This window comes from Methyloprofundus sp., from assembly GCF_965251085.1.
In the GTDB taxonomy this organism is placed as follows: Bacteria; Pseudomonadota; Gammaproteobacteria; order Methylococcales; family Methylomonadaceae; genus Methyloprofundus.
In genome coordinates, this window is the sequence record NZ_OZ252594.1 from 1,399,174 (window position 1) to 1,422,829 (window position 23,656).

Below are 23,656 nucleotides of genomic sequence, written 5' to 3' on the forward strand. Positions count from 1 at the left end.
GGCAGCGGACTTTGACAGGGGGGATTTTAGGCATAAAAAAAGGGCAGTAGCCAGATGGCTGTAGCCCTTATTTATATTACAACTTAGATAACCGCGCCCTGTGGGCGGGGGTAAAAAAAGCTTTGCGTAAAGGTCTGCTCAAGAGTATCAAATAGTTAAGTTGTTCCCGCAATTTAACTAGGAGAAACAAATGAGCAGATTTCAAAAATTATCACATGTCGTCTGGTTTTGCCAGTACCCTATTGTTTTTGTGCCAAAGTACCGTTATCAAATTTTAAAAGGAGATCTTGGGAAGTATGTTTACCAGAGTATTTATGCTCATACTGAGAGAGCAGGGTGTGAAGTTATCGAATTAAATGTACAGCCTGATCATGTCCATTTGCTTGTGAAAGTTCCCCCAAAGATTTCAATATCAGATTTGGTTGGGAGAGTAAAAGGAAAGACTGCAATTCAAGCTTTCCAGAAATTTCCCAGTTTGCGTAAAAAGAAATACTGAGGAAATCATTTTTGGTCGGCTGGTTACTGTGTTGATACCGTAGGTATGGATGCAGAAATGATAAGAAAGTATGTAAAGTTCCAGGATAATAAATAACCACTGAAATATTGGGAACAACTTGATCTTATTTCAGCAAGGCCCCAGAAGGGTTTTGCTGAGGACGGCCTTTTAGGTCGAACATAAACCACGTTTTATAAGCGTGGTAGTTAATTTTGGTGCCTCGGGCCGGAATCGAACCGGCACGCCCAGAAGGCGAGGGATTTTAAGTCCCTTGCGTCTACCAATTTCGCCACCGAGGCATCAATCTCTGATAGAGAGCAGACTATTATAATGTTTTTTTTGGGTTTGACTAGTAAATTTTTATTATATTAGCGGGCTGCTTTCTAATGTATTGTTTGTAGGAAGGAATTAATTTCTTAATTAGTAAATAATTCCCATACAGGTCGTATATTTGTTGGCATGGGTGCTAAGCGCCCCAATTCTACCCATTGGTTTTTGGGGCTATGAAAATCTGAACCAATCGATCCAAAAAGCTCGAATTGTCTGGCAAAATGAATTGTGCGCCTTATTTCATCAGGATTACTGCGTGCTGTGATAACTTCTATGCCCAGTCCCCCGAGTTCTTTAAAAGCGGTTAAGAAGCGGCGCATCCAGCTGGCAGTCAGTTTGTAGCGCATTGGGTGGGCTAGGACTGCAATGCCTCCTGCTGCTTTAATCCAATGTACAGCATCTTCTAGTTCTACCCACTGAGTATTTACAAACGCAGGTTTGCCTTGACCGAGATAGTGGTCAAAGGCTGATTGCATGGTGCTGACATGGCCTTGGTTAATTAGAAAGTTAGCAAAGTGGGGGCGGGTGATCATGCCTGCACCTGCTGCATTTTGAACAGCCTCGAATGCACCCGGGATTTTGTTTTTTTCTAATTTGGTGGCAATTTTTTTTGCCCGCTCCAGACGAATAATTTGTAATTGATCTGTGCCCGCCAGAAGTTCGGCGTTATTGGCATCTATATTCAGGCCTAATACGTGGAATGTTTTCTTATTCCATAGGCAGGAGAGTTCTATGCCAGGGATAAAGTTGATTGCTTGCTGTTCAGCTGCTTGCTGTGCTTCAAAAAGACCCTGAACAGTATCATGATCTGTCAGGGCAAGCGTGCTTACGCCTTGTTCTTTGGCACGTAATACAAGCTCTGTCGGGGAAAGTGAGCCATCGGAATAGTTGGAGTGGCAATGCAAATCATATTTTGGGTCTGTCATTGCTGGTATTCTCCATACAGTTTTGCATAAAGTCCATTTTGATTGATTAATTTATCGTGGTTACCTTGTTCGCAGATTTTACCTTCTTCAAAAACATACACGTGATCGGCTTGTTTTATGGCGCTGAGTCGGTGGGCAATTATGATGGTGGTGCGGTTTTTTAAGAATTCTGCCAGCGCCAGATGTAGTTTGCGTTCGGTTTCTGTATCCAGGGCAGAGGTGGCTTCATCCAGAACCACAATGCTGGGTTTTGCAATGACCATGCGCGCAATCGCCATACGCTGTCTTTGCCCCCCGGATAAGCGCATACCCTGACGGCCAATAATGGTATCCAGGCCGTTTGTTAGTTGTTTAACGGTTGCTTTTAATTGTGCTATTTCAAGTGCATGCCATAATTCTGCATCGGAAACGGATTTGCCTAGAGACAGGTTTTCACGAATGCTATCATTGAATAATACCGGGTGTTGCAGTACGGTTACGACATGTTCACGAACTAGGTCAAAGCCTATCTGGGTAATGGGTACTTCGTCATAATAAATCATTCCTTTTTTGGCTGGGTATAAGCCTATCAGGGTCTGAATAAGGGTAGACTTTCCACCGCCGCTGGCACCAACCAGAGCAATTTTATCACCGGCATTAATCGTTAAGTTAATGCCGGTGAGGATTTCATCTGTTTCATTCGCATAGCTAAAATGTAAATCTTCAATGCGTAAACTGACGGTGTGTTTATTTTTAAATGGATCTTTTAGTGCGGGGTAAACCGGTTCTTGTTGTAGGGCTTGCAGGCGGTTTATACGTTCTAGGGCGGCTTTGGCACCAAAAAAAGAATACTGTATTCCTAGTACTTCCTGTACGGGCGCCATCATAAACCATAAATAACCAAATACCGCGAGCATTTCGCCGATACTTAAGTCTGAATAAAGCACCATTAGCATGGCTGCGGCTCGGAAAATATCAAAACCGAATAAGAAAATTAAGAAACTGAAGCGGGTTGCAGCATCGCTTTTCCAGGCAAAGGAAATAGAGTGGTCTTTCACTCCTGCGGCAGAAGCGATGAGTTTTTTATAATAATGATTTTCCCGATTACTCACGCGGATTTGCTGAATGGCTTCCAGAGTTTCAGATAAGGCTTGCTGGAATATGCCATAGGCGGAGTTTTCTTTTGCTTTGAGTGTTTTGACTCTTTTACCTAGGCTGCGAGTAAAGAAGATGACGATAGGATTCAGTAATAAGATAAATAATCCAAGTTGCCAATGCATCCATAGCAGAATCACACCTGTACCTATAACAGTCAAGCAGGCAACCAGTAGTTTGCTGGAGGTGCTACCGATAAAAGTGTCAATGGTGTCCAGGTCGGTGACTAAATGAGTGATTACCGTGCCGCTGCCTAAGCTCTCGTATTCGGTCATGGATATATGCTTAAGGTGGTTGATCTGTTGCTTACGGATACGAAAAATAATGTCTTTAGAAATGCGACAAAATTGACGCGACTGGATAATATTAAAAATAATTCCCAGTGTTCTTAAAACAAGGCTGGTGATTAGTATTACACTGATATAAAGTAAGGGCGTATGCCACGCGACGGGCGCAAACTGATTGATTGTATGGGTGATAAATCCAGGGTTGTTAAGCAACACCTCATCTGCCATTAAGGGCATTAAAAGTGGCACGGGTACGGTTGCCATGGTTGCCAGAATGGCAAGTAACTGCGCGCTAATGAGTTCTTTTTTATGTTGTCTGGCGATGCCTAATATATAAGACCATGTGTAAATAGGTGTTTTGGGCGTGTCTTGATGTAGCACGGTATTGATTTAAGTTGTGTGGTTGAATCTAGAAAACGTGAGCAACTGATTTTTCTAGGTTGAATGATAATTAAGATGGATTATAGCTTTTTTTGGCTTGTTCTTGTGTTTAAAAATGCTGTATTAACAGCTATGAAGAGGGTAATGTGAGAAACAGAGTTTATCAATTATTAGTTTTACTTTTGCTCGTGGGATCATTCCCAAGTTTTGCAGGGGTGCTTGAGCAGCAGCGAATTGATTTCGTGCAGGCTGAGCATATGATTGCGACGGGTGATGAGCGTGGCTATGCAGCAATAAGCGCAGGCCTGGAATCTTACCCCTTGTATTTTTATTTACAATATCAATGGCTAAGCAAGCATTTGAGCCAGGATCAGAAAATACTGAATTTTTTGAATAATGGTAAACAGTCGCTATACACACGTAAGTTACGCCGCAAATGGCTGGCGTACCTTTATAAGCGGGGAAGGTGGGATACTTTTGTAGCACATTATAAGTCTTCTAAAAGGAAGTCTATGCAGTGTCGATATAATTGGGCTGAATATCAGCGAAACCATAAGACTCAGGCCTTAACGGCGACTCAAAAAATCTGGTTAACCGGCTCTTCTTTACCCAAAGATTGTGATCTGTTATTGAAAAAATTTACGCAATCAGAATTTTTAACCCAAACGCTAATTTGGCAACGATTTCTGCTGGCGGCTAAAGCCAGGCAGTATAAGTTGGCGACCTATCTTAGTAAAAAATTAGAGAGTGCTAGTGCGCGTAGTAAGGCGGATAAATGGCTGAAGCTGGTAAAAAATCCAAAGCTTATTGAGCAAGCTGGATTTTTACAAGGGCTGGCAAAAACGCAGCAGGCAGATATGTTTACTTATGCCATGAAAAAAATGGTCTCTGCTGATGTCGATAATGCCGTGCAATTTTGGGACACTCAAGGGGAATCGTATGTGTTATCGGCAGCCCAAACACATAATATTGAACGCGCTATTGCTTTGCAACTTGCCTTTAATAAATCTGCTAAAGCGTACTCCCGCTTTAATCTATTAACCAGTCTGGATGGAACGACGCGCTTGTGGGCGGTCAGGGCTGCATTGATTGAACATAACTGGGAGCATGTGAATCAGGCTTTGCAAAACTTATCAGTCAGTGAGAAACGCCAGGAACGCTGGCGCTACTGGCAGGCGAAAGCTTTATTAGAGACTAATCAGCGTGATAAAGGCCTGGCTATTTTTAAACAGCTTGCTGAAGAACGAAGTTATTATGGTTTTTTGGCCGCTGACTATCTGCAGCAGGAGTATGCTTTAGTTAATAAGCCTATAAAAATTAATGCACAGCTACAATCGCGTTTATTAGCTAAAGAAAAATTTAGTATTGTCCGCGAGTTCCGTGAATTAGAAATGCAAAAAGAAGCGCAACAATTCTGGTGGGAAGCTGTGCGTAATTTACAGGGTGATGAATTATTAAATGCTGCAAAAATAGCCCAGCAGTGGCATTGGCACAGGTTGGCGATATTAACAGTGGCTCGGGCAAAACATTGGGACGATGTAGAATTACGCTTTCCTATTGATTACGCGGAAAAGATTCAGCAAAACGCACAGATACACCAGTTAGATACTTCCATTATTTATGCTCTAATACGCAGAGAAAGTATGTTTGACCCAAAGGCGGGTTCACCCGTTGGTGCAATGGGGTTGATGCAAATTATGCCGGGTACAGGCAAACAGATAGCCAAAGAAATGAACTACCCGTGGCGATCTAAAATGGTGTTATTGCAGCCATCGTTAAACCTTAAATTTGGCGCCTATTATTATAAGCAAATGTTAGATAAATTTGATGGGCATTTTGCTCTGGCTGCAGCGGCCTATAATGCAGGGCCGCACAATGTGACTAAATGGTTGAGAATTGACCGGGACTATGCGGCTGATATCTGGATAGAAACTATTCCTTATAAAGAAACAAGAGCTTATGTTGCTGCTGTTCTTACTTATGCATTGATTTACCAAAATCGCATACAAAGTGGTGATGTGCGCATGCGTGATTTTATGCGTGATATCAGGGCCAGTAATGGCTTAGCGGCTCTTTAGTTAGCAGAAAATAGTTTGCCAGAACTGTCTATTGCTTCTCTGTATTAGGTGCAAAAACGCTTGATAAATAATTCTACCTTTACTGATTACAAGGTATAATATACAAATTAGAAAATATAATTACAATAATAAGAAACAGGACTGGGAATGCAAAAGCAGAATAGTTATGATCACGCAGACTTATTAGAATCGGGCCATAATGGTCTTTTTGGCCCTGGTAATGCTAAATTGCCACTGCCTAATATGTTGATGATGGATCGAATTACTCTTATCACCGAAGAAGGTGGTGAATTTGATAAAGGCGAAATGGTTGCTGAATTAGACATTAATCCTGATTTGTGGTTTTTTGCTTGTCATTTTGAAGGTGATCCTGTTATGCCGGGGTGTCTGGGGCTGGATGCGATGTGGCAGCTGGTTGGATTTTATCTGGGCTGGAAAGGTGGGCCAGGAAGAGGGCGAGCTTTAGGTGTGGGTGAAGTTAAATTTACTGGTCAAGTGCTACCCACTGCGAAAAAAGTAACCTATCGAGTACAATTAAAGCGTGTCATTATGCGTAAATTAGTGATGGGCATTGCTGATGCGACAATGGAAGTAGATGGCAAAGTAATATATACAGCCAAAGACCTACGTGTAGGTTTATTTACCAATACAACAGATTTTTAAGAGACGGGATATGAAGAGAATAGTTATCACAGGGCTAGGTGTTGTTTCTAGTATTGGAAATAACAGTGACGAGGTTCTTGCATCTTTAAAGGACGGAAAGTCAGGCATTAGTTTTGCTGAAGATTATAAAGAATTAGGCTTTCGTAGCCATGTGCGCGGCGCGATAGATATTAATCTGGATGATTTTATTGACCGTAAAGTTAAGCGCTTTATGGGCGATGGTGCTGCCTTCAATTATATTGCCATGCAACAGGCGATTACCGACGCGGGCCTGGAAGAGAATGAAGTTTCCAATGTGCGGACTGGCTTGATTATGGGCTCGGGTGGTCCTTCGACATCAAATTTAGTGGCCGCTGCGGATATACTGCGCGAAAAGGGACTGAAGCGCGTTGGACCTTATATGGTGCCACGTACTATGTCCAGTACCAATATTGCCTGTCTGGCGACGCCATTTAAAATAAAAGGTATCAATTACTCGATTACTTCAGCCTGTGCAACCAGTGCGCATTGTATTGGTAATGCCATGGAGCAGATTCAGATGGGCAAGCAGGACATTGTTTTTGCTGGCGGTGGCGAAGAAGTGCACTGGACTATGTCGGTGCTGTTCGATGCCATGGGTGCCATGTCATCTAAATATAATGATAGCCCGACAACAGCCTCAAGAGCTTATGATTTAACTCGGGATGGTTTTGTTATTTCTGGCGGTGGCGGTGTGTTAGTGCTTGAAGATCTGGAGCATGCCAAAGCTCGTGGTGCGAAAATATATGCCGAAATTACCGGTTATGGTGCGACATCTGATGGCTATGATATGGTGCAACCTTCAGGCGAAGGAGCGGTTCGTTGTATGCAACAGGCAATGGCGACGACTGAGGGTAAGGTTGATTATGTAAATGCTCACGGAACCAGTACGCCTGTAGGTGATGAGCGTGAAATAGGCGCATTACGTGAAGTATTTACGCCTGAAAACATGCCTTATATTACCTCAACCAAGTCTTTAACAGGGCATGCATTAGGTGCGGCGGGTGTGAATGAAGCGATTTATTCTATCCTGATGATGCAGAATAATTTTATCAGCGCTTCGGCCAATATTACTGAGCTGGATCCTGTGGCAGAGGGCATGCCTATCGTTGCCGAGCGCAAAGATAAGGTGACTCTGGATACCCTGATGTCCAATAGTTTTGGCTTTGGCGGTACCAATGCCTCGTTGATTTTTCAGCGCTACAACGGCTAAATCAAATAATGTAGGGCGTGGCTTTAGCCCGCTTTTTAGAGTAAAGGCGGGCTAAAGCCACGCCCTACAGTTATATGTTAGTCTAAATCAAGAAACAAAAGGCGAGAAAGTGCTTATCTAAATAGCGCTCTCTCGCCTTTTGTCGTTATAAATAAGAATTTTTGTTCATGCCTAATCCTAGAAAAGATCGTACCGAATTTAATAAACTACATAAACGCTTGCGTAGAAATGTAGGTAGTGCAATTGCTGATTTTAATATGATCGAAGCCGGCGATAAAGTGATGGTCTGTTTATCGGGCGGCAAAGATTCATATACTATGTTGGATATCCTGATGCATTTACAGAGAACTGCACCGATCCAGTTTGATATTCTGGCAGTTAATCTGGATCAGAAGCAGCCGGGATTTCCTGAACATGTACTGCCTGAGTACCTGGAGAAGCTGGGTGTTGATTATCATATAATCGAAAATGATACTTATAGTATCGTCAAACGTGTGATCCCTGAAGGACAAACCACCTGTAGTCTGTGCTCACGTTTACGTCGCGGCTCATTATATGGCTATGCAGAAGAGCAGGGCGTGACCAAAATTGCCTTGGGTCATCATAGAGATGATATTCTCGAAACGTTTTTCTTGAATATATTTTATGCAGGAAAATTAAAAGCCATGCCACCCAAGCTACGCAGTGATGATGGTAATAACATGGTGATCAGGCCGCTAGCCTACTGCAAAGAACAAGAAATTGTGAAATATAGTGATTTTATGCAATTTCCAATCATTCCGTGTAACTTGTGTGGCTCTCAGGAAAATCTGCAGCGTCAGGCGATGAAGCAAATGCTGGAAGGTTGGGACAAGCTGTTTCCCGGGCGATTGGAAAGTATCTTCTCCAGTTTGCAGAATATTGCGCCTTCACAATTAGCAGACACTGAGTTATTTGATTTTATGGGTTTGCAACTGGATAGGCAGGGGAATGAAATGCCGCCTGTATTTGCAAGTGATACTGCTGGACTGGATATATTACGGTAATTGTATCCCTGTAGAGCGGACTTCAGTCCGCTAGGGTTGCAAGATTGGCGGACTGAAGTCCGCTCTACAGTACCATATAGATAAACCCCGGAGTGACTTTCCTTGCTAGCTAAAGATTTTATTCAAACTAAAGAAGACCTGGTCTTTGCCGTTGTTGAACAAGGCCTGGAAAATGGCAAAGTGCTTTGTTTTTTGCGCTATATAAAGCAGGGTATTAGCTGGGTTAAGGTTGCTACAGATCAGGCCAATCAGTTACTTCAAGAAGACTACCCGCAATACTTATATTTTTCAGCAGTAAAATCAGCGCGTTTACATGCGGTGTCTACGGCTGATATTTACATTCATCATCAACCCAGACGACAATTACAACTCATTCTAACTAAACAAAATCCGGATGCCATTGAACGAGATCTGATTGCCTTATGCCAATTATTGGTCCAGCAAGGCTCACAAATTACTAACCTAGGTGTTACGGGTTCCTTGTTGATTGGCGCGCAAAACGCAAAGTCGGATATTGATTTAGTTGTTTATGGCAGAAAGCAATTTCATCAGCATCGCGACTATATTAGGGAATTGACGGCTGAGGGTCGTTTACAGCAGCTGGATGATACTGCTTGGCAAGAGTCATACCAACGCAGAATGTGTGATCTGAGCTACGCGGAATATGTCTGGCATGAACAGCGAAAATACAATAAAGCGCTGATTAAGCAACGAAAGTTTGATTTGAATTTGATTGAAGTAGCAGCTCCGCAGATAGAAATTACTTATCAAAAGCAGGGAGAGGTTGTTATTCAGGCGAAGGTGACTGATGCGCAATATGCCTATGATTACCCTGCAAAATTTATCATTGATCACCCGACTATCAACGAAGTCGTTTGTTATACGGCAACTTATACCGGGCAAGCCGAGCAGGGTGAATCTATTGAGGTCTCAGGTCAATTGGAAATTTCAAGCACGGGGCAAATGCGTATGCTTGTGGGTTCTAGTCGTGAAGCACAGGGCGAATATATTAAGGTGATCTCACATCTATGAGCCAGATTCCTGATTATAATGCCATCATTTTTGATATGGATGGCCTGATACTAGACACCGAAACCACCTATATACATGCTTGGCAACAAGCCGCTAAGGAGTTAGGATATTCCATAGATAGGGAATTTTGCACCCGTATGTCGGGTCTCGCCTTTTCGCTGGTAGAAAAGAAGTTTGCCGAGTATCTTGGTGATAAATTTCCGCTTAACAAGTTTTACGCTTTAAGTGGTGATCTTTGGCGTGTGATTGCCGAGACAGAAGGGATTGCTGTTAAAAAAGGAGCTTATGAGTTATTGCAATTGCTTGAACAGACTCAAATTCCATTTTGCCTGGCAACAAACAGTCCTGAATTTAATGCGCGAGAGTGTTTGCGCTATGCCGGCATAGAAGATTTATTTAGCCTGATGGTGTGCCGTGATCATGTTGCGCAACCCAAGCCCGCAGCAGATATCTTTTTGCGTGCAGCGGAATTAATACAACAACCGATACACTCCTGTCTGGTTGTAGAAGATTCATTTACGGGCTTGATGGCTGCGAAAAATGCTCAGGCATTTTCGGTATTGGTTCCCTCTATACCCGATCCGGATGGGGAAATGCAAGCTTTAGCGGGGCTGGTTGTGAATGATTTACACGAACTCTCAGTACTTTTGCAAGCTGGCAGATAATTCGATTCACAATCCTGTATAATCCTTTGTTTATTTATTTCCCCGTACAGCTGATAACCCTTTGAGAGCCCCTGATAATAAAATAACAGTGATTGCCCCTGCGCGCTTGCATATGGGCTTTATTGATTTAAGTGGTTCATTAGGGCGGAATTTCGGTAGTATCGGTGTTGCATTGAATGAAATCAATACTCGTATAACTGTCAGCTATGCTGAGCAATTAACGCTGAGTGGAATTGCTTCTGACAGAGCCTTAAAAAGCATCAAACAATTGTGTGCTGCTTTAAATGTCTCAGACCAGCTGCAGTTTGAAATTAGCTGTTGTATCCCTGAGCATGTAGGTTTAGGGTCAGGAACGCAAATGTCTATTGCCGTGGGGTTAGCTTTAAGTGCTTATTATGGGCTAGGGCTGAATGCTCGCGATATAGCTCAATTAACTTTACGCGGTGCACGCTCTGGCATTGGCATTGCTATTTTTGAGCAAGGTGGGCTGGTAGTTGATGGCGGGCGTGGTGAGCATACATTGACACCGCCGGTGATTTCGCGCATGAATGTACCCGATGATTGGCGGTTTATTCTGGTGTTTGATAAGCGCGGGCAGGGCTTACACGGTGAAGCGGAAATACAGGCTTTTAAAGAGTTGCCCCCCTTTCCACATCAGGAAGCGGCGCGTTTATGCTATTTATTAATGATGCAGGGCTTACCCGCTTTAGCTGAGAATAATATCAGCTTATTTGGTGATGTCATTACGCAATTACAACACTCCGTTGGCGAGCATTTTGCCAGTGCGCAAGGGGGTGTGTTTACCAGTGATGAGGTTGCTGTCGCCATGAAGTTTCTGCAAGCTCAAGGGGCTGTTGCAATAGGGCAGACATCCTGGGGGCCTACTGGGTTTTGTGCTGTTCAGGGCGTTGAGCTGGCTGAGCAATTAAAGCAGCAAGTCGGGCAGAACTTTTCGCATTGTGAAAATCTTTCGGTACTCGTGGCCAGCGTGCGCAATAGTGGTGGAGAAGTAATAGTGGAACAAGCGGTAGAGCGGACTTAAGTCCGCAACTAATATATAGTAATGTCGCAGTTTCCAGATAATAGCGGACTAAAGTCCGCCACACACAAGGTTCTGGTTATCGCTAATTCAGGTCGCATGTTAGCAAGTCTAGTGCGATCTGCAGGTTATGCCCCTTTAGTGATTGATCTGTTTGCTGACCAGGATACTGAAACAATTGCAGAGCAAGTTTGGCAAGTGGAGGATTTATCTTTTGCGGCGGTGCGTCCAGTCATTGAGCGGTTGTTACTCAGTGATAAGGTTCAGTGGGTGATTTATGGCAGTGGGCTGGAAAATCATCCTGAAACGCTTGAATATCTGGCTGGTAGATATAATGTGCTGGGGAATGATTATTTCATCATTAAGCAGATGCATGCTAAGAAGGCATTTTTTAAACAGCTTGATATCCTGGGTATAAGCTATCCTGAAGTACAGTTTGATTCTCCTGGTGAAAATTCAGGCTGGTTAATAAAGCCTGTGAATCATTTGGGCGGCCTGGGTATCCGTTGCTGTGATAGACAGGCTAAAGAGCATGAATATTATCAAAGGTATTTTGAGGGTGAAGTTGGCTCGGTTTTGTTTTGTGCCGATGGTGAGCAATTTGACTTAATAGGCTTTCACCGGCAGTGGACGGTAGCTGAGGATGATTTTACCTTTGCCGGTATTATAAAGGCAGCCTGCTTACCTGTTGAACATAAGAAAACAATACGCAACTGGCTGCGTAAGCTAGTCAGTTTTTATCACTTAAAAGGTCTCGCTAGCCTGGATTATATTTACCATGACGAAGGCTGTTGTTTTTTAGAAATTAATCCACGCCCCCCAGCGAGCATGGCGCTCTACCCTGAATTAGACTTGATAAGCGCGCATATAAGCGGACGTTTAACGGCTACTGCTGATAACAGCATGCGTGCTTTACAAATAGTGTATGCAACGCAAAGCTGCCAAATACAGGCAGGGGTGGAATGGCCCGAATGGAGCTTCGATCGACCAAAAGCTAATAGTAAAATACAAGCAGGTGAGCCACTTTGTAGTATTGTGGCGCAGGAAAAAACGGCTGAACATACATTAGCGCAGTTAATGGCTAGACAAATATATATTGAAAACATTTTTTTTAAATAGGTAATTATCATCATGCAATACACAGCGAGCGTAAATAAGCTGACTGAGCCTTTAGTACAAGAATTAATTGAGAATGCAGATAAATTAAGACTGGATGTGCAAAAGCTGGAAAACGGCTGCACTATCATTGATGCAGGTATCAATGTGCCTGGCGGCCTGGAAGCGGGGCGCATTATTACTGAGATTTGTATGGGGGGATTGGGAACCGTTTCTATCGCTCATAGCACTTATACGGATAATTGGCCTATGACCATTAATGTGCATACTAGTAATCCTGTTTTAGCTTGTTTGGGAAGCCAATATGCAGGCTGGAGCTTGGCACATGAGAAATACTTTGCTTTAGGTTCCGGGCCAGCAAGAGCCATGGCGACTAAAGAAAAGGATGGTAAAGTACTGCCCGTTGAAGAGCTTTACACTGAATTAGATTATACAGATGAAGCAGCTACAGCAACCTTGGTGATAGAAAACGATGCTGTACCTCCTGTAGAAATTGTAGAAAAAATAGCTAAAGCCTGTGGCGTTGCGTTTGATAAATTAACTATCATTGTTACACCCACTAGCAGTCTCGCAGGTAGCGTACAAGTGGTAGGGCGTGTTTTAGAAGTGGCGATGCATAAAGCACATGAGTTGCATTTTCCGTTAGAAAATATTATTGATGGCATGGGTAGTGCGCCTATGTGTCCGCCGCACCCTGATTTTGTTCAGGCAATGGGGCGTACCAATGATGCGATCTTATTTGCAGGCCAAGTGCACTTATTTGTTAAGGGTAGTGATGAAGAAGCTGAAAAATTAGCGACAGCACTCCCTAGCTCAACTTCAAAAGATTATGGCAAACCTTTTGCGCAAGTGTTTAAAGAAGCGAAATATGATTTTTTCAAAATTGACGGTATGTTATTCAGCCCTGCAAGTGTGATAGTGACAGCGGTAGAGTCGGGTAATAGCTTTCGTGCAGGGAAATTAGATAATGATTTATTAAATCAATCTTTTGGCGCGTAAAATTTAATTACGTTTTACCCTATCTCTTTGCTGCTGATTTAGGGTAAAATGAACGGTTTTTTAACAGCGGGCTTAGTAGTATCAGGTATAGCTGATTTATTACTGGTTTTTAGCTCCAAATAATTGATTTAAAACATTAATTATAGAATGGTTTTATACCTAACCTTTTAGAGTACAACAATGACAGATTTATCTCTTTATAGAAATATCGGTATTTTCGCGCACGTGGATGCGGGAAAAACGACAACAACGGAACGAATCCTGAAGCTGACGGGTAAAATTCATAAGCTAGGTGAAGTACATGATGGAGCTGCGACAACAGATTTCATGGAACAAGAGCAAGAGCGTGGTATTACCATCCAGTCTGCTGCGACTTCCTGCTTCTGGAAAGATCACCGCTTTAATATTATTGATACTCCAGGACACGTTGACTTTACTATTGAGGTATACCGTTCTTAAAAGTATTGGATGGTGGTATTGGTGTATTTTGTGGTTCTGGTGGTGTGGAGCCTCAATCAGAAACAAACTGGCGTTATGCGAATGATTCTGAAGTTGCACGTATTATCTTAGTCAACAAACTAGACCGTTTAGGTGCAGATTTCTACCGGGTTATTAAACAAGTAAAAGAGGTATTAGGTGCGCATCCATTAGTGATGGTTCTCCCTATTGGTACAGAAGATGATTTTATTGGTGTGGTTGATTTACTCACTGAAAAAGCATGGGTATGGGATAACTCAGGTGATCCAGTAAACTACGAAATTCAAGATGTTCCTGCGGATATGCTTGATGACGTAGCAGAATATCGTGAAAAACTGATTGAAACAGCATTAGAGCAAAATGATGAGGCAATGGGAGCTTACCTGGACGGTGAAATGCCAAGTATAGAAACCCTTAAAGCCTGCATCCGTAAAGGAACGATTAATCTTGATTTCTTCCCAACATACTGTGGTTCTGCATTCAAAAACAAAGGTATCCAGTTAATATTGGATGCAGTGATTGATTATTTGCCATCACCCACTGAAGTAAAACCACAGCCAGAAGTGGATGAAGAAGGTGAAGAAACAGGCGAGTTTGCCATTGTTGATGTGGATAAACCTTTCCGGGCTTTAGCATTCAAAATTATGGATGACCGTTATGGTGCTTTAACTTTCGTACGTATTTACTCAGGTAAACTGAATAAAGGCGACACGATTATGAATAGCTTTACAGGTAAATCTGAGCGTGTCGGTCGTATGGTCGAGATGCATGCGGATGAGCGTATTGAGCTAAGCAGCGCACAGGCGGGTGATATTATCGCGATTGTGGGTATGAAAAATGTAAAGACTGGGCATACGCTATGTGATCCTAAAAATCCTGCTACATTAGAGCCGATGGTGTTTCCTGATCCGGTTATCTCAATTGCAGTCTCGCCTAAAGATAAAGCCGGCTCTGAGAAAATGGGTATTGCGATTGGTAAAATGGTTGCAGAAGATCCTTCTTTCCGTGTTGAAACAGACGAAGATTCGGGTGAAACAATTCTACGTGGAATGGGTGAGTTACATTTAGATATTAAAGTTGATATTTTAAAACGTACGCATGGTATTGATGTAGAAGTGGGTAAACCACAAGTCGCGTATCGTGAAACGATTACTAAATCGATTGAAGATAGCTACACGCACAAAAAGCAATCAGGTGGGTCGGGTCAATTTGGTAAAATTGATTATAAGATTGAACCAGGTGAGCCAGGCTCAGGTTTTGTTTTTGAATCTAAAGTAACCGGTGGTAACGTGCCTAGAGAATTCTGGCCAGCCGTTGAAAAGGGATTTAAAAGCATGATTGATACGGGTGTATTGGCAGGTTTCCCATGTCTGGATTTTAAAGTAACCTTATTGGATGGTGGTTTCCACGCAGTGGATTCATCCGCAGTGGCTTTTGAGATTGCAGCAAAATCAGCTTACCGTCAATCAATCCCTAAAGCAGGTCCTCAGCTAATTGAGCCTATCATGAAAGTTGATGTATTTACACCCGATAACCATGTCGGTGATGTGATTGGGGATTTAAACCGTCGTCGTGGAATGATCCAGGGACAAGACGCAGGCGTGGCAGGCGTTCGTATTAAGGCTGAAGTTCCGCTAAGCGAAATGTTTGGTTATATCGGTGACTTACGCACGATGACATCGGGTCGTGGACAGTTCTCTATGGAGTTCTCACATTACCTACCTTGTCCTAAAAATATATCTGAAGAAGTGATTAAAGAAGTTCAGGAACGTGAGAAAGCGAAAAAATAAGTTGCTAATGAGCTTATAGTTCGTTTAGGGACGAGGATTTAATAATGCCCGAAAGTATGACGCAGGATTTTGGCTGTACAGTCAAAAGAAACGTCATTCCTGCATAGGCAGGAACAAGTCAGACTTGGGTAATATTGAATTCTCGTTGCTTAACCGCTTGATAAAAGAAGCCGCCCGCATACATGCCGGCGGCTTTTTTTTTAAACCTAGAAAAATCAGTTGAGTGCGAATTTATAGTGCAAGATGTTGAATTAATATAACATTTTCAAGAAATTTAGCTTCACCCATAGGTTAAGCGGACATTTTTTGGAAGTGCGGTGGAATCAATAGTTTGTGATAGAAACGGTGGGCAACTGATTATTCTATGTTAAAAGTAGCCTTGATTCCACCGCAAACTTTTAGTGCTTCAACAGCAGATTGAATCACGAGCAGGCAGCTCAGGTCAGTATGCACCATTACGTTCGCAATATTACGCTGCACAAATACTGCGCCCGGAGCTAAATCAATTATCTGGTTTACAGAAACCCGGCTGGCTGAACAACCTATCCATAGGTATTCCGGGGATTGCTGTTTAGTTATACTTCGCGCGGTCACGACGGCGTATTTCTAGCGGCTGAGTTTTTGCCGATAACTATGTTGCTGAAACCGTTATGTGCTAGTTTCAATGCCTTGCTATCGCTATAGACAAAAATCAGCTTACTATACAACCGAATCCGTGACCGTGCGAAGTATAATACGTTAAATTTTTATGTGGGAATATATTAAAAAGGTATTCATATTGGACCTTTCTGTCAGGTGCAGAAGTTTCCACTCATTTTTATAATTTTAAACAACGCGAATTCAAGCAATAAATGAAGACATTATTAAATAAAAGCTTTATTACAAATTTTCTAGCAGTCATGATTATTGCTGCTGGATATTGTTCACCCGTTTATGCTGAATTGATCAAAGCCATTGGTTTTTTTGCTTTATCGGGCGCGCTAACAAACTGGATAGCGATTCATATGTTATTCGAAAAAGTACCCTTATTATATGGATCGGGAATCATCCCCAATCGCTTTGAGGAGTTTAAGGTATCAATTAAGCATTTGATGATGCATCAGTTTTTTACGGTAGAAAATGTCGAGCAATTTATCGAGACTGAAGAGCAATTGGGAGAGAAGGTATTAAATCTGGAACCTTTGCTGGCAGCAGTAGATTATGAGCGGATTTTTGAGGGCTTAATCTCTTCGATTATGGAATCATCATTTGGAGCAATGGTACAAATGATGGGTGGGGAGGAAGCCTTAATTCCATTAAAAGAACCCTTTACTGCAAAAATGCAAGTGACTTTAACCGATATAGTTGAATCAGATCAATTTAAAGCTGCATTAAAGCAGGGCTTAAATGCTCACCAAATAGGCGAAGACATTATTGGTAAAATTGAAACAGTGATTGATAAACGCCTGGCTGAATTAACGCCACAGATAGTTAAAGAAATGGTGCGGCAAATTATCCGCGAACACCTGGGTTGGTTAGTCGTCTGGGGTGGGTTTTTCGGCGGGATTATGGGCGCTGCTTTTTATTTTATTTAAGAGAGCTCTAAGTTGGGCGATTAATAGCTTATCATCGGTTATTTTGTACACGATGCTATGTTTTAAAGGCTCTGGTTTACCAATGTCTTTAAAGGTGGCGCCGCCATGGTGGGCAGAAAAAATTGCCCACCCTACGAGTTATAAGCTGTCCCGTATTACTTTTGTAGCGACAGTTTTAAAATAGGAGTCTGGTGAGCCTGAATGACAGGGCTATCCGCTCTGTGTACCGACTTTTAGTTGCAAGCTCACTATACAACCGCATCAGTGACCGCACGAAGTATACCCACAGAAACTAACTTTTACATCTGTAAATCTTTAAGCGCCTGTATTTCAGCCTGAAAGAAATTTAAACGGTCATCCAATATTGCCGATAGGTAAAAATTCAAGCCTTTATCTTTTTGGGCTAGTTCAATTTGCATGATGGCTGAATTTGTCTGGCCTAGAGCATAAAAATATTCTGCCATATAGCGGTGTAAATTAACATCTTCATCCAGGTTACCATAAGCTCTGGCTAGTAACAGGTAATATCTAGGGTGTTGTTGATAGCGATAATCAATTAGTCTTAGATATTGTAGAGCAAGTTTGGGCTGGCTGGATTTTAATAAAATAGAAATATATTCAAATTGATACTGTGGATTGCCAGGGTACATCTGTTGTAGTTGGAGATAGTACGATTTTGCGGTCTCAAAATCTCGCTGGTTAACAGCTACCTGGGCTAGAGCTGTTAAATATTCTCTTTGTTGCGGATAGCGATGGTTCAGGCTTTGAAATATTTCTTTCGCCTCACTGAATCGTTGTTTTTTTATAAATGTCAGGCCTAGCCCATATTGCATGGCTGCGCGTTGTTCAGGCGTGCCCTGGTCAATTTTATTTTTAAAATATACAAAGAGGTCATTGAGTTTGGTTTTGTCGGAGCCTGCACGTAATTTTGCTTTTATCAGACGATAATCTTGTGAGTCTGGAACCTGGCGATAAGGATATTGTTCAGCCCGGCCACGGGTATCGGATATACGTGATGAGGTAACTGGGTGAGTTCTTAAAAATTCAGGTGCTCCTTCACCATAATAACGGCTGGCAAGTTGTAGCTTTTCAAAAAAAATGGGCATACTGAGTGGGTCAAACCCTGAGCGTTCCAGTGTTTTAATCCCAATTCTGTCGGCTTCTTGCTCGTTATCACGCGTGAAGTCAATTTGCATTTGCACGCTACCTGCCTGTATAGCTGATAATGCGCCTATGCCTAATTCCGGAGCCTGGGTTGCGACAACAATTGCTGCCAGCATTGCTGCGGCTGCAGGTAAAGACATGCGACTGCTGGCTTCATATGAGCGATATATATGACGTTGCGTAACATGAGCTATCTCGTGAGCCATAACGGATGCCATTTCACTTTCTGAATCGCTATTTAAAATTAGCCCCGAATTGATGCCTATATAACCGCCAGGACCTGCGAACGCGTTAATATCATCTGACAGAACCACAAAAAAATAAAAATCCTGCGTCGGGTTGTCGCTATTAGCAACTAGCTTTTGACCAATGGATTGAATATATTGCTGCACATCTGGGTCGTAACTAATTTTTAATTGTGCGCGGATACTGCGAAAGAAGGAATTACCCAAGGCTTTTTCCTGGGCAGGGGAAATCAGGGTACCTGTAGAATCGCCCATATCAGGCAGCTTTATTTCACCAGCCTTACTGGTATAACAGCATACGATGCTGAGTATAAACAGAGTAAAAAACAATGGATTCTTATTTAGTTTCATCAAGTGTTATACTTTGTTTTATTCCATAAAAGGCAGAGTTGATCCGTTGAATCAATTTTCATAATCTTTGTTATTGTACTGAATGTTTGTCTATCTTTCTCGTTTCTTGAGCATTATTAATGAAATATTCCATCCAGATAAATTCTAGCCCTTACCAGTCTAATAGTGCTGAAACTGCTTATCAATTTATTAAAAGTGCCATAGAAATGGGGCATGAAATTATACGTGTGTTTTTTTATCAAGAGGGGGTTTATCATGCGTTTCGATACGCGACACCTCCGGATGATGAAGTACAGATTGTTACTCGGTGGAGTGCTTTGGCTAAGGAATATGATATAGATTTGGTGGTCTGTATTTCTGCGGCACAGCGCCGTGGTTTGCTAGAGACTAATGAGGCAAGACGGCAGGGTAAAGTAGATAATGATGTGGCTGATGGTTTTCGTATTGCAGGTCTGGGGTTGTGGGTAGAAGCGATGCTGGAGGCTGATCGATTTATCGAGTTTGGTTAACTATCCTAGAAAACTCAGTTGCTCACGTTTTCTAGCACAAGCTCTTGATTCCACCGCACTTGCAAAAAATGTCCGCTTAACCTATGGGTGAAGCTAAAATTTTTTGAAAGCACTGTGAAGCCAATATCTTGCACTATAAATTCGCGCTCAACTGATTTTTCTAGGATTCTCTAGTGTAGAGCGGACTTCAGTCCGCTCTACTTGCTGAGAATTAATTCGAATTATGCATATCAATAGTTGCAGTTTCTATCTGTCTACCGGTCTGGGCAGCATCATTGCGTAATGCTTCGATATTTTTCAGGTAATCATCATCAATATCGCCGGTGATATATTTATGATCGAAACAGGAGGTATCAAAATGTTTGATTTTGGTATTCCCTTTGCGTACCGATTCAATTAGATCTTCCAGATCCTGATATATCATCTTATCAGCGCCAATAGCAGTACAGATTTCTTCTTCAGTACGATTGTGAGCAATCAGCTCATGCGCTGCCGGCATATCGATGCCGTATACGTTGGGATAGCGTACTGCTGGGGCGGCAGAAGCAAAATAGACGTTTTTCGCACCGGCATCACGTGCCATTTGAATGATTTGCTCTGATGTCGTGCCGCGTACTATCGAGTCATCGACTAATAAAACGTTTTTACCTTCAAATTCCAGACCGATGGCATTAAGTTTCTGGCGTACTGATTTTTTGCGCATTTGTTGCCCCGGCATAATAAAAGTCCGGCCTATATAGCGATTTTTAATAAAGCCTTCACGGAATTTAACGCCTAGGGAGTGTGCCATTTGCAGGGCAGACGTGCGACTGGTATCTGGAATAGGGATAACCACATCGATATCATTATCGGGCCATTCACGTAGAATTTTCTCGGCTAATTTATCGCCCATACGTAAACGTGCTTTGTACACAGAGATATTATCAATAATTGAGTCGGGGCGGGCAAAATAAACATATTCAAAAATACACGGGCAATGGTCGTTAATTTCAGAGCAGAGTTGTGTATGTAGCTTGCCAGATTCTTCAATAAACACCGCTTCTCCGGGCTCTATATCACGGGTCAGCTTAAAGCCAAGAACATCCAGAGCCACACTTTCCGAAGCAATCATAAAGTCGGAACCCTGTTCTGTTATGCGCTCGCCAAACACGATAGGGCGAATTCCATGCGGGTCGCGGAAGCCTATAATTCCTATGTTAGGAATCATGAGTACGACTGCATAAGCGCCTTTGCAACGGCGGTGTACGCCTGCTACAGCCTTGAAAATATCATCCTTATTTAGTTCTAATTTACCCAGTTGCTGTAATTCATGGGCAAAGATATTCAGCAAAACTTCCGAATCAGAATTGGTATTCAGATGGCGCTGGTCTTCAATAAACAGTTCTTTTTTTAATTGTTGGGTATTAGTCAGGTTACCGTTATGTGCCAGTGTCACCCCGAAAGGCGAGTTGACGTAAAAAGGTTGTGCCTCGGATGAACTTGAGCAGCCAGCAGTTGGGTAGCGTGCATGTGCTATGCCCATATTGCCTTTGAGTTTGACCATTTGCTCGGTGGAAAAAACATCGCGGGTCAGTCCGTTGTCTTTACGTAAATGTAAACGTCCGTTTTCACATGTCACAATACCTGCTGCATCTTGCCCTCTGTGCTGCAACACGGTGAGTGCATCATACAGCTCTTGATTTACAGCTTGATGGGAAACAATTCCGGCAATACCACACATGGCTTTTCCTGATTATAATAAGTTATTGGAAATTTAAATAGTCTGCAATACCATCGGGTATATGTGTTTTTAACCAGACTGCTAAGGTTTGAAAATGGGGCAATAGCTGTGATTCCTTCCACCACGAACTTTCCGGTATAGGGGTTAGGCCTGCTAACATAACCAATAAAATTATGATTATCACGCTTCTACCAGTACCGAAAACAAGACCAGCCAAACGGTCAGTGCCGGATAAGCGCTGATTTTTAATCAGCGCACCGAGTAATTTATTAATAAGCGCGCCCACGATTAGAGTTAAGATAAAGAGCAATACAAAGGCTATCGCCAGCCTTACATTGGTATCGTCTATCGAACTTTCAAAAAACGTGGCAAACGGGGAGCAAAATTTAAAGCCTACCCAGGAAGCTGCGCCCCAGGTCACCAGAGCAAAGGCTTCACGTATCAAACCTCTGAAAAGGCCGATGATAGGTGAGATGCTGATTAAGCCTATAATGGCATAGTCTATCCAGATCATTATAGTGTCTATTCCGCAACCAGAAGCGTTTTAACTTTGTATTGTGCTTCGAGCTGTTGCTGGGTTTTCTGTGCTCTTTTTTCATCCAGTTCCGGGCCAACGCGTAGTCTATATAACGTGCCTTGTTTAGTAGCCACTGAATCCACATAGGCGGTAAATTTATTTTTACGTAATTTATCTCGAAACTCATTCGCGTTCTGTTCCTGACTAAAACTCCCTATTTGAATGACCCAGCTTTTCAGGTTAGTCTCTTTGACGGCCTGTTTAATATTTTCGCTTTGTAGGTCAACTTGTGCCGGGACAGGTTTTGACAAGATTTGAGCTGATGTTTTAGGGATCGTTTCCAGTAACGGCTGCATGTGTTCTTCAGGTTCCTGCGGTAAAGATAGTTCATTGCTTAAGTTTTCCACGCCTGGCACGGGGTCATCAAATAACATGGGTACGAAAATAGCCGCGAGGGCAGTAATAACAATCGCTCCTACAATTCTTTGTTTTAATATTTCGTTCATACTATTGTCCTTGTGAGTTGCTAAAGAGGGTTAAATATTCGGATACCAGAAAAAAAGATCCAAATATTAAAATAACACCTTGATCAGCTTGTGCCTTGTTTTTTGCTGCGTAATAGCTGGTCAGGAAATTTTCAAAACCAAAGCTTACTTGAATTATATCACAGTGCTGAAAAGCATTTTTTAGTTCGCTTTCAGTACTGGCCCTGGAATGGTCTAAAGGTGCAATATACCAGTGTTTAATAAATGGCTGCATAAGACTTATCACTCCGGTTAAATCTTTATCATTCATCATGGTAAAAATAGCATGTACCGGGGTGTGCTGAAACTCAGCCTGCAAATGTTCGACTAAAGCCTGTGCTGCTTGCGGATTATGGCTGACATCTAATAACACGGGTGGAGCGGACTTAATATATTGAAAACGCCCAGCTAACTTAGTGTTGCTCAATCCTTGTTTGATTGCCTGTTCGCTAACAGCAATTTTAGACTGCAAATTATCAATGGCAGTTAGCACAGAAGCCGCATTTCTATATTGATGTTCGCCTTTTAATTGCGGTGCTGGTAAATCGTTTAGATGGTTTTTTCCGCACTGCCAATCCCAACTTGTTGCGTTTTTTTGATATGAAAATTCATGCCCAAGGCGTAATAGCCGTGCGTTAATTTTTTCAGCATTGTCGATTAAGGGCTGGGGAGGCTCTAGTTCGCCAGTGATAGCCGGAGTATTTGCCCGGAAGACTCCTGATTTCTCATAAGCAATTGCTTCGCGGGTTTCACCCAGCCAGGCAGTGTGGTCTATGGAAATGCTCGTGACAATTGCAGCATCGGGGTCAACAATATTGACCGCATCAAGCCTTCCACCTAGTCCGACTTCTAAAAGCTGTATATCAAGCTCGGAGCGGGAAAAAATATCTAAAGCAGCCAGTGTGCCAAATTCAAAATAACTTAATGAAATATTATTTCTTACCGCTTCTATGCGTGCAAAAGCCGCACAGATAAGTTCATCGCTAATAGGCTGCGCATTAATTTTAATACGTTCGTTATAGTTAATAATATGCGGAGACGTATAAGCACCGACTTTTAGGCCCTGAGCAAGATAAATCGCTTCCAGAAATGCAATGCTGGAACCTTTGCCATTGGTGCCCGCAACAGTGATAGTGACGAGTTTTTTAGGCGCTGGAGCTTTTAAGGCATGATAAACCTGCGTGACTCTGTCCAGTCCAAGATCAATGCTTCGGGGATGCAGGCTTTCTTGCCAATCCAGCCAGCCTTTCAGGGTATCAAAATGCATAATAAGAGATATTATCAAGCAGAGTAAGTATTATGCCTTGCACATTAAGATGCAGCAATTATTGAGTGCACCTTCGCACTGAAGTCCAAGCTGCAAAAGATTAATTATAGCCTGTA

19 protein-coding genes, 1 tRNA gene and 2 pseudogenes are annotated in these 23,656 nt (G+C 42.4%); 13 read left to right on the plus strand and 9 right to left on the minus strand.

Translation table 11 applies throughout. The annotated features are described in order from the left end of the window. The first annotated feature begins 190 nt into the window (after nucleotides 1-190). Nucleotides 191-592: pseudogene (tnpA, locus tag ACQY3F_RS06350) on the plus strand (IS200/IS605 family transposase). A 117-nt stretch (nucleotides 593-709) separates the two neighbouring features. Here the strand turns inward: tnpA and ACQY3F_RS06355 are convergent. The 3 genes from ACQY3F_RS06355 to ACQY3F_RS06365 all read right to left on the minus strand — a co-directional run bounded on the left by ACQY3F_RS06355 (nucleotide 710) and on the right by ACQY3F_RS06365 (nucleotide 3,437). Next, nucleotides 710-795: transfer RNA gene (locus tag ACQY3F_RS06355), tRNA-Leu, on the minus strand. A 117-nt stretch (nucleotides 796-912) separates the two neighbouring features. After that, nucleotides 913-1,752 (minus strand): PHP domain-containing protein, encoded by an 840-nt coding sequence (locus tag ACQY3F_RS06360; RefSeq protein WP_428354065.1) that lies wholly within the window; start codon nucleotides 1,750-1,752, stop codon nucleotides 913-915. Next, nucleotides 1,749-3,437, minus strand: coding sequence for an ABC transporter ATP-binding protein (locus tag ACQY3F_RS06365; protein ID WP_428357625.1), 1,689 nt, complete (start codon nucleotides 3,435-3,437; stop codon nucleotides 1,749-1,751). The genes ACQY3F_RS06360 and ACQY3F_RS06365 overlap by 4 nt, the downstream gene beginning before the upstream one ends. Nucleotides 3,438-3,700: 263 nt before the next feature. Between ACQY3F_RS06365 and ACQY3F_RS06370 the strand changes: the two genes are divergently transcribed. The 10 genes and pseudogenes from ACQY3F_RS06370 (at nucleotide 3,701) to fusA (ending at nucleotide 15,669) form a co-directional block, all read left to right on the plus strand. Next, on the plus strand, nucleotides 3,701-5,632 hold the full coding sequence (locus tag ACQY3F_RS06370; protein WP_428354066.1) for a transglycosylase SLT domain-containing protein: 1,932 nt from the start codon (nucleotides 3,701-3,703) through the stop codon (nucleotides 5,630-5,632). 147 nt (nucleotides 5,633-5,779) lie between these two features. Beyond that, the gene (gene fabA / locus ACQY3F_RS06375; RefSeq protein ID WP_428354067.1) at nucleotides 5,780-6,295 is read left to right on the plus strand and encodes a 3-hydroxyacyl-[acyl-carrier-protein] dehydratase FabA; all 516 of its coding nucleotides are present in this window, start codon (nucleotides 5,780-5,782) and stop codon (nucleotides 6,293-6,295) included. Between the two features lie 10 nt (nucleotides 6,296-6,305). Beyond that, nucleotides 6,306-7,526, plus strand: a complete 1,221-nt coding sequence (gene fabB / locus ACQY3F_RS06380; protein ID WP_428354068.1) for a beta-ketoacyl-ACP synthase I — start codon at nucleotides 6,306-6,308, stop codon at nucleotides 7,524-7,526. 167 nt (nucleotides 7,527-7,693) lie between these two features. Then, a complete protein-coding gene (gene ttcA, locus ACQY3F_RS06385; protein WP_428354069.1) occupies nucleotides 7,694-8,551 on the plus strand; it encodes a tRNA 2-thiocytidine(32) synthetase TtcA in 858 nt (285 codons plus the stop codon). Nucleotides 8,552-8,653: 102 nt separating this feature from the next. Beyond that, on the plus strand, nucleotides 8,654-9,583 hold the full coding sequence (locus ACQY3F_RS06390; RefSeq protein WP_428354070.1) for a nucleotidyltransferase domain-containing protein: 930 nt from the start codon (nucleotides 8,654-8,656) through the stop codon (nucleotides 9,581-9,583). Next, complete coding sequence (locus ACQY3F_RS06395; RefSeq protein WP_428354071.1) at nucleotides 9,580-10,248, plus strand: HAD family hydrolase; 669 nt, start codon at nucleotides 9,580-9,582, stop codon at nucleotides 10,246-10,248. Before ACQY3F_RS06390 ends, ACQY3F_RS06395 begins: the two co-directional genes overlap by 4 nt. Before the next feature lie 61 nt (nucleotides 10,249-10,309). Continuing rightward, a complete protein-coding gene (locus ACQY3F_RS06400) occupies nucleotides 10,310-11,290 on the plus strand; it encodes a beta-ribofuranosylaminobenzene 5'-phosphate synthase family protein (RefSeq protein ID WP_428354072.1) in 981 nt (326 codons plus the stop codon). A 21-nt stretch (nucleotides 11,291-11,311) separates the two neighbouring features. Further along, nucleotides 11,312-12,406, plus strand: a complete 1,095-nt coding sequence (locus ACQY3F_RS06405) for an ATP-grasp domain-containing protein (protein ID WP_428354073.1) — start codon at nucleotides 11,312-11,314, stop codon at nucleotides 12,404-12,406. A gap of 12 nt (nucleotides 12,407-12,418) precedes the next feature. After that, nucleotides 12,419-13,402, plus strand: a complete 984-nt coding sequence (gene mch, locus ACQY3F_RS06410) for a methenyltetrahydromethanopterin cyclohydrolase (protein WP_428354074.1) — start codon at nucleotides 12,419-12,421, stop codon at nucleotides 13,400-13,402. Nucleotides 13,403-13,582: 180 nt separating this feature from the next. Beyond that, nucleotides 13,583-15,669, plus strand: a pseudogene (gene fusA, locus ACQY3F_RS06415) (elongation factor G). Nucleotides 15,670-16,026: 357 nt separating this feature from the next. Here fusA and ACQY3F_RS06420 read toward each other — a convergent pair. Then, on the minus strand, nucleotides 16,027-16,263 hold the full coding sequence (locus tag ACQY3F_RS06420) for a carbonic anhydrase (protein WP_428354075.1): 237 nt from the start codon (nucleotides 16,261-16,263) through the stop codon (nucleotides 16,027-16,029). A 257-nt stretch (nucleotides 16,264-16,520) separates the two neighbouring features. On the opposite strand from ACQY3F_RS06420, the gene ACQY3F_RS06425 reads away from it, so the two are divergent. After that, nucleotides 16,521-17,243 carry a DUF445 family protein gene (locus ACQY3F_RS06425; RefSeq protein WP_428354076.1) on the plus strand — a complete coding sequence of 241 codons (723 nt, stop codon included), beginning with the start codon at nucleotides 16,521-16,523 and terminating at the stop codon, nucleotides 17,241-17,243. Nucleotides 17,244-17,542: 299 nt separating this feature from the next. Here the strand turns inward: ACQY3F_RS06425 and ACQY3F_RS06430 are convergent, their stop codons facing one another. After that, entirely contained in the window at nucleotides 17,543-18,907 is a 1,365-nt protein-coding gene (locus ACQY3F_RS06430) for a M48 family metalloprotease (protein ID WP_428354077.1), read from the minus strand. Nucleotides 18,908-19,122: 215 nt separating this feature from the next. On the opposite strand from ACQY3F_RS06430, the gene tusD reads away from it, so the two are divergent. Continuing rightward, complete coding sequence (gene tusD / locus ACQY3F_RS06435; protein ID WP_428354078.1) at nucleotides 19,123-19,512, plus strand: sulfurtransferase complex subunit TusD; 390 nt, start codon at nucleotides 19,123-19,125, stop codon at nucleotides 19,510-19,512. A gap of 211 nt (nucleotides 19,513-19,723) precedes the next feature. Here the strand turns inward: tusD and purF are convergent, their stop codons facing one another. Genes purF through folC form a run of 4 tightly spaced genes read right to left on the minus strand, consistent with a single transcriptional unit; the run spans nucleotide 19,724 to nucleotide 23,558 of the window. Continuing rightward, nucleotides 19,724-21,232, minus strand: a complete 1,509-nt coding sequence (purF, locus tag ACQY3F_RS06440) for an amidophosphoribosyltransferase (RefSeq protein WP_428354079.1) — start codon at nucleotides 21,230-21,232, stop codon at nucleotides 19,724-19,726. 22 nt (nucleotides 21,233-21,254) lie between these two features. Then, nucleotides 21,255-21,746 carry a CvpA family protein gene (locus ACQY3F_RS06445; RefSeq protein ID WP_428354080.1) on the minus strand — a complete coding sequence of 164 codons (492 nt, stop codon included), beginning with the start codon at nucleotides 21,744-21,746 and terminating at the stop codon, nucleotides 21,255-21,257. A gap of 8 nt (nucleotides 21,747-21,754) precedes the next feature. Beyond that, a complete protein-coding gene (locus ACQY3F_RS06450) occupies nucleotides 21,755-22,255 on the minus strand; it encodes an SPOR domain-containing protein (protein ID WP_428354081.1) in 501 nt (166 codons plus the stop codon). A 1-nt stretch (nucleotide 22,256) separates the two neighbouring features. Then, nucleotides 22,257-23,558, minus strand: a complete 1,302-nt coding sequence (folC, locus tag ACQY3F_RS06455; protein WP_428354082.1) for a bifunctional tetrahydrofolate synthase/dihydrofolate synthase — start codon at nucleotides 23,556-23,558, stop codon at nucleotides 22,257-22,259. Between the last annotated feature and the right edge of the window lie 98 nt (nucleotides 23,559-23,656).

Bases quoted from the DNA above. Each gene is read 5' to 3' on its own strand.
- ACQY3F_RS06360 (WP_428354065.1), bottom strand. From the start codon at position 1,752: ATGACAGACCCAAAATATGATTTGCATTGCCACTCCAACTATTCCGAT.
- ACQY3F_RS06365 (WP_428357625.1), bottom strand. From the start codon at position 3,437: ATGGCAACCGTACCCGTGCCACTTTTAATGCCCTTAATGGCAGATGAG.
- fabA (WP_428354067.1), top strand. From the start codon at position 5,780: ATGCAAAAGCAGAATAGTTATGATCACGCAGACTTATTAGAATCGGGC.
- fabB (WP_428354068.1), top strand. From the start codon at position 6,306: ATGAAGAGAATAGTTATCACAGGGCTAGGTGTTGTTTCTAGTATTGGA.
- ttcA (WP_428354069.1), top strand. From the start codon at position 7,694: ATGCCTAATCCTAGAAAAGATCGTACCGAATTTAATAAACTACATAAA.
- ACQY3F_RS06395 (WP_428354071.1), top strand. From the start codon at position 9,580: ATGAGCCAGATTCCTGATTATAATGCCATCATTTTTGATATGGATGGC.
- ACQY3F_RS06405 (WP_428354073.1), top strand. From the start codon at position 11,312: ATGTCGCAGTTTCCAGATAATAGCGGACTAAAGTCCGCCACACACAAG.
- mch (WP_428354074.1), top strand. From the start codon at position 12,419: ATGCAATACACAGCGAGCGTAAATAAGCTGACTGAGCCTTTAGTACAA.
- ACQY3F_RS06425 (WP_428354076.1), top strand. From the start codon at position 16,521: ATGAAGACATTATTAAATAAAAGCTTTATTACAAATTTTCTAGCAGTC.
- ACQY3F_RS06430 (WP_428354077.1), bottom strand. From the start codon at position 18,907: ATGGGCGATTCTACAGGTACCCTGATTTCCCCTGCCCAGGAAAAAGCC.
- tusD (WP_428354078.1), top strand. From the start codon at position 19,123: ATGAAATATTCCATCCAGATAAATTCTAGCCCTTACCAGTCTAATAGT.
- purF (WP_428354079.1), bottom strand. From the start codon at position 21,232: ATGTGTGGTATTGCCGGAATTGTTTCCCATCAAGCTGTAAATCAAGAG.
- ACQY3F_RS06445 (WP_428354080.1), bottom strand. From the start codon at position 21,746: ATGATCTGGATAGACTATGCCATTATAGGCTTAATCAGCATCTCACCT.
- ACQY3F_RS06450 (WP_428354081.1), bottom strand. From the start codon at position 22,255: ATGAACGAAATATTAAAACAAAGAATTGTAGGAGCGATTGTTATTACT.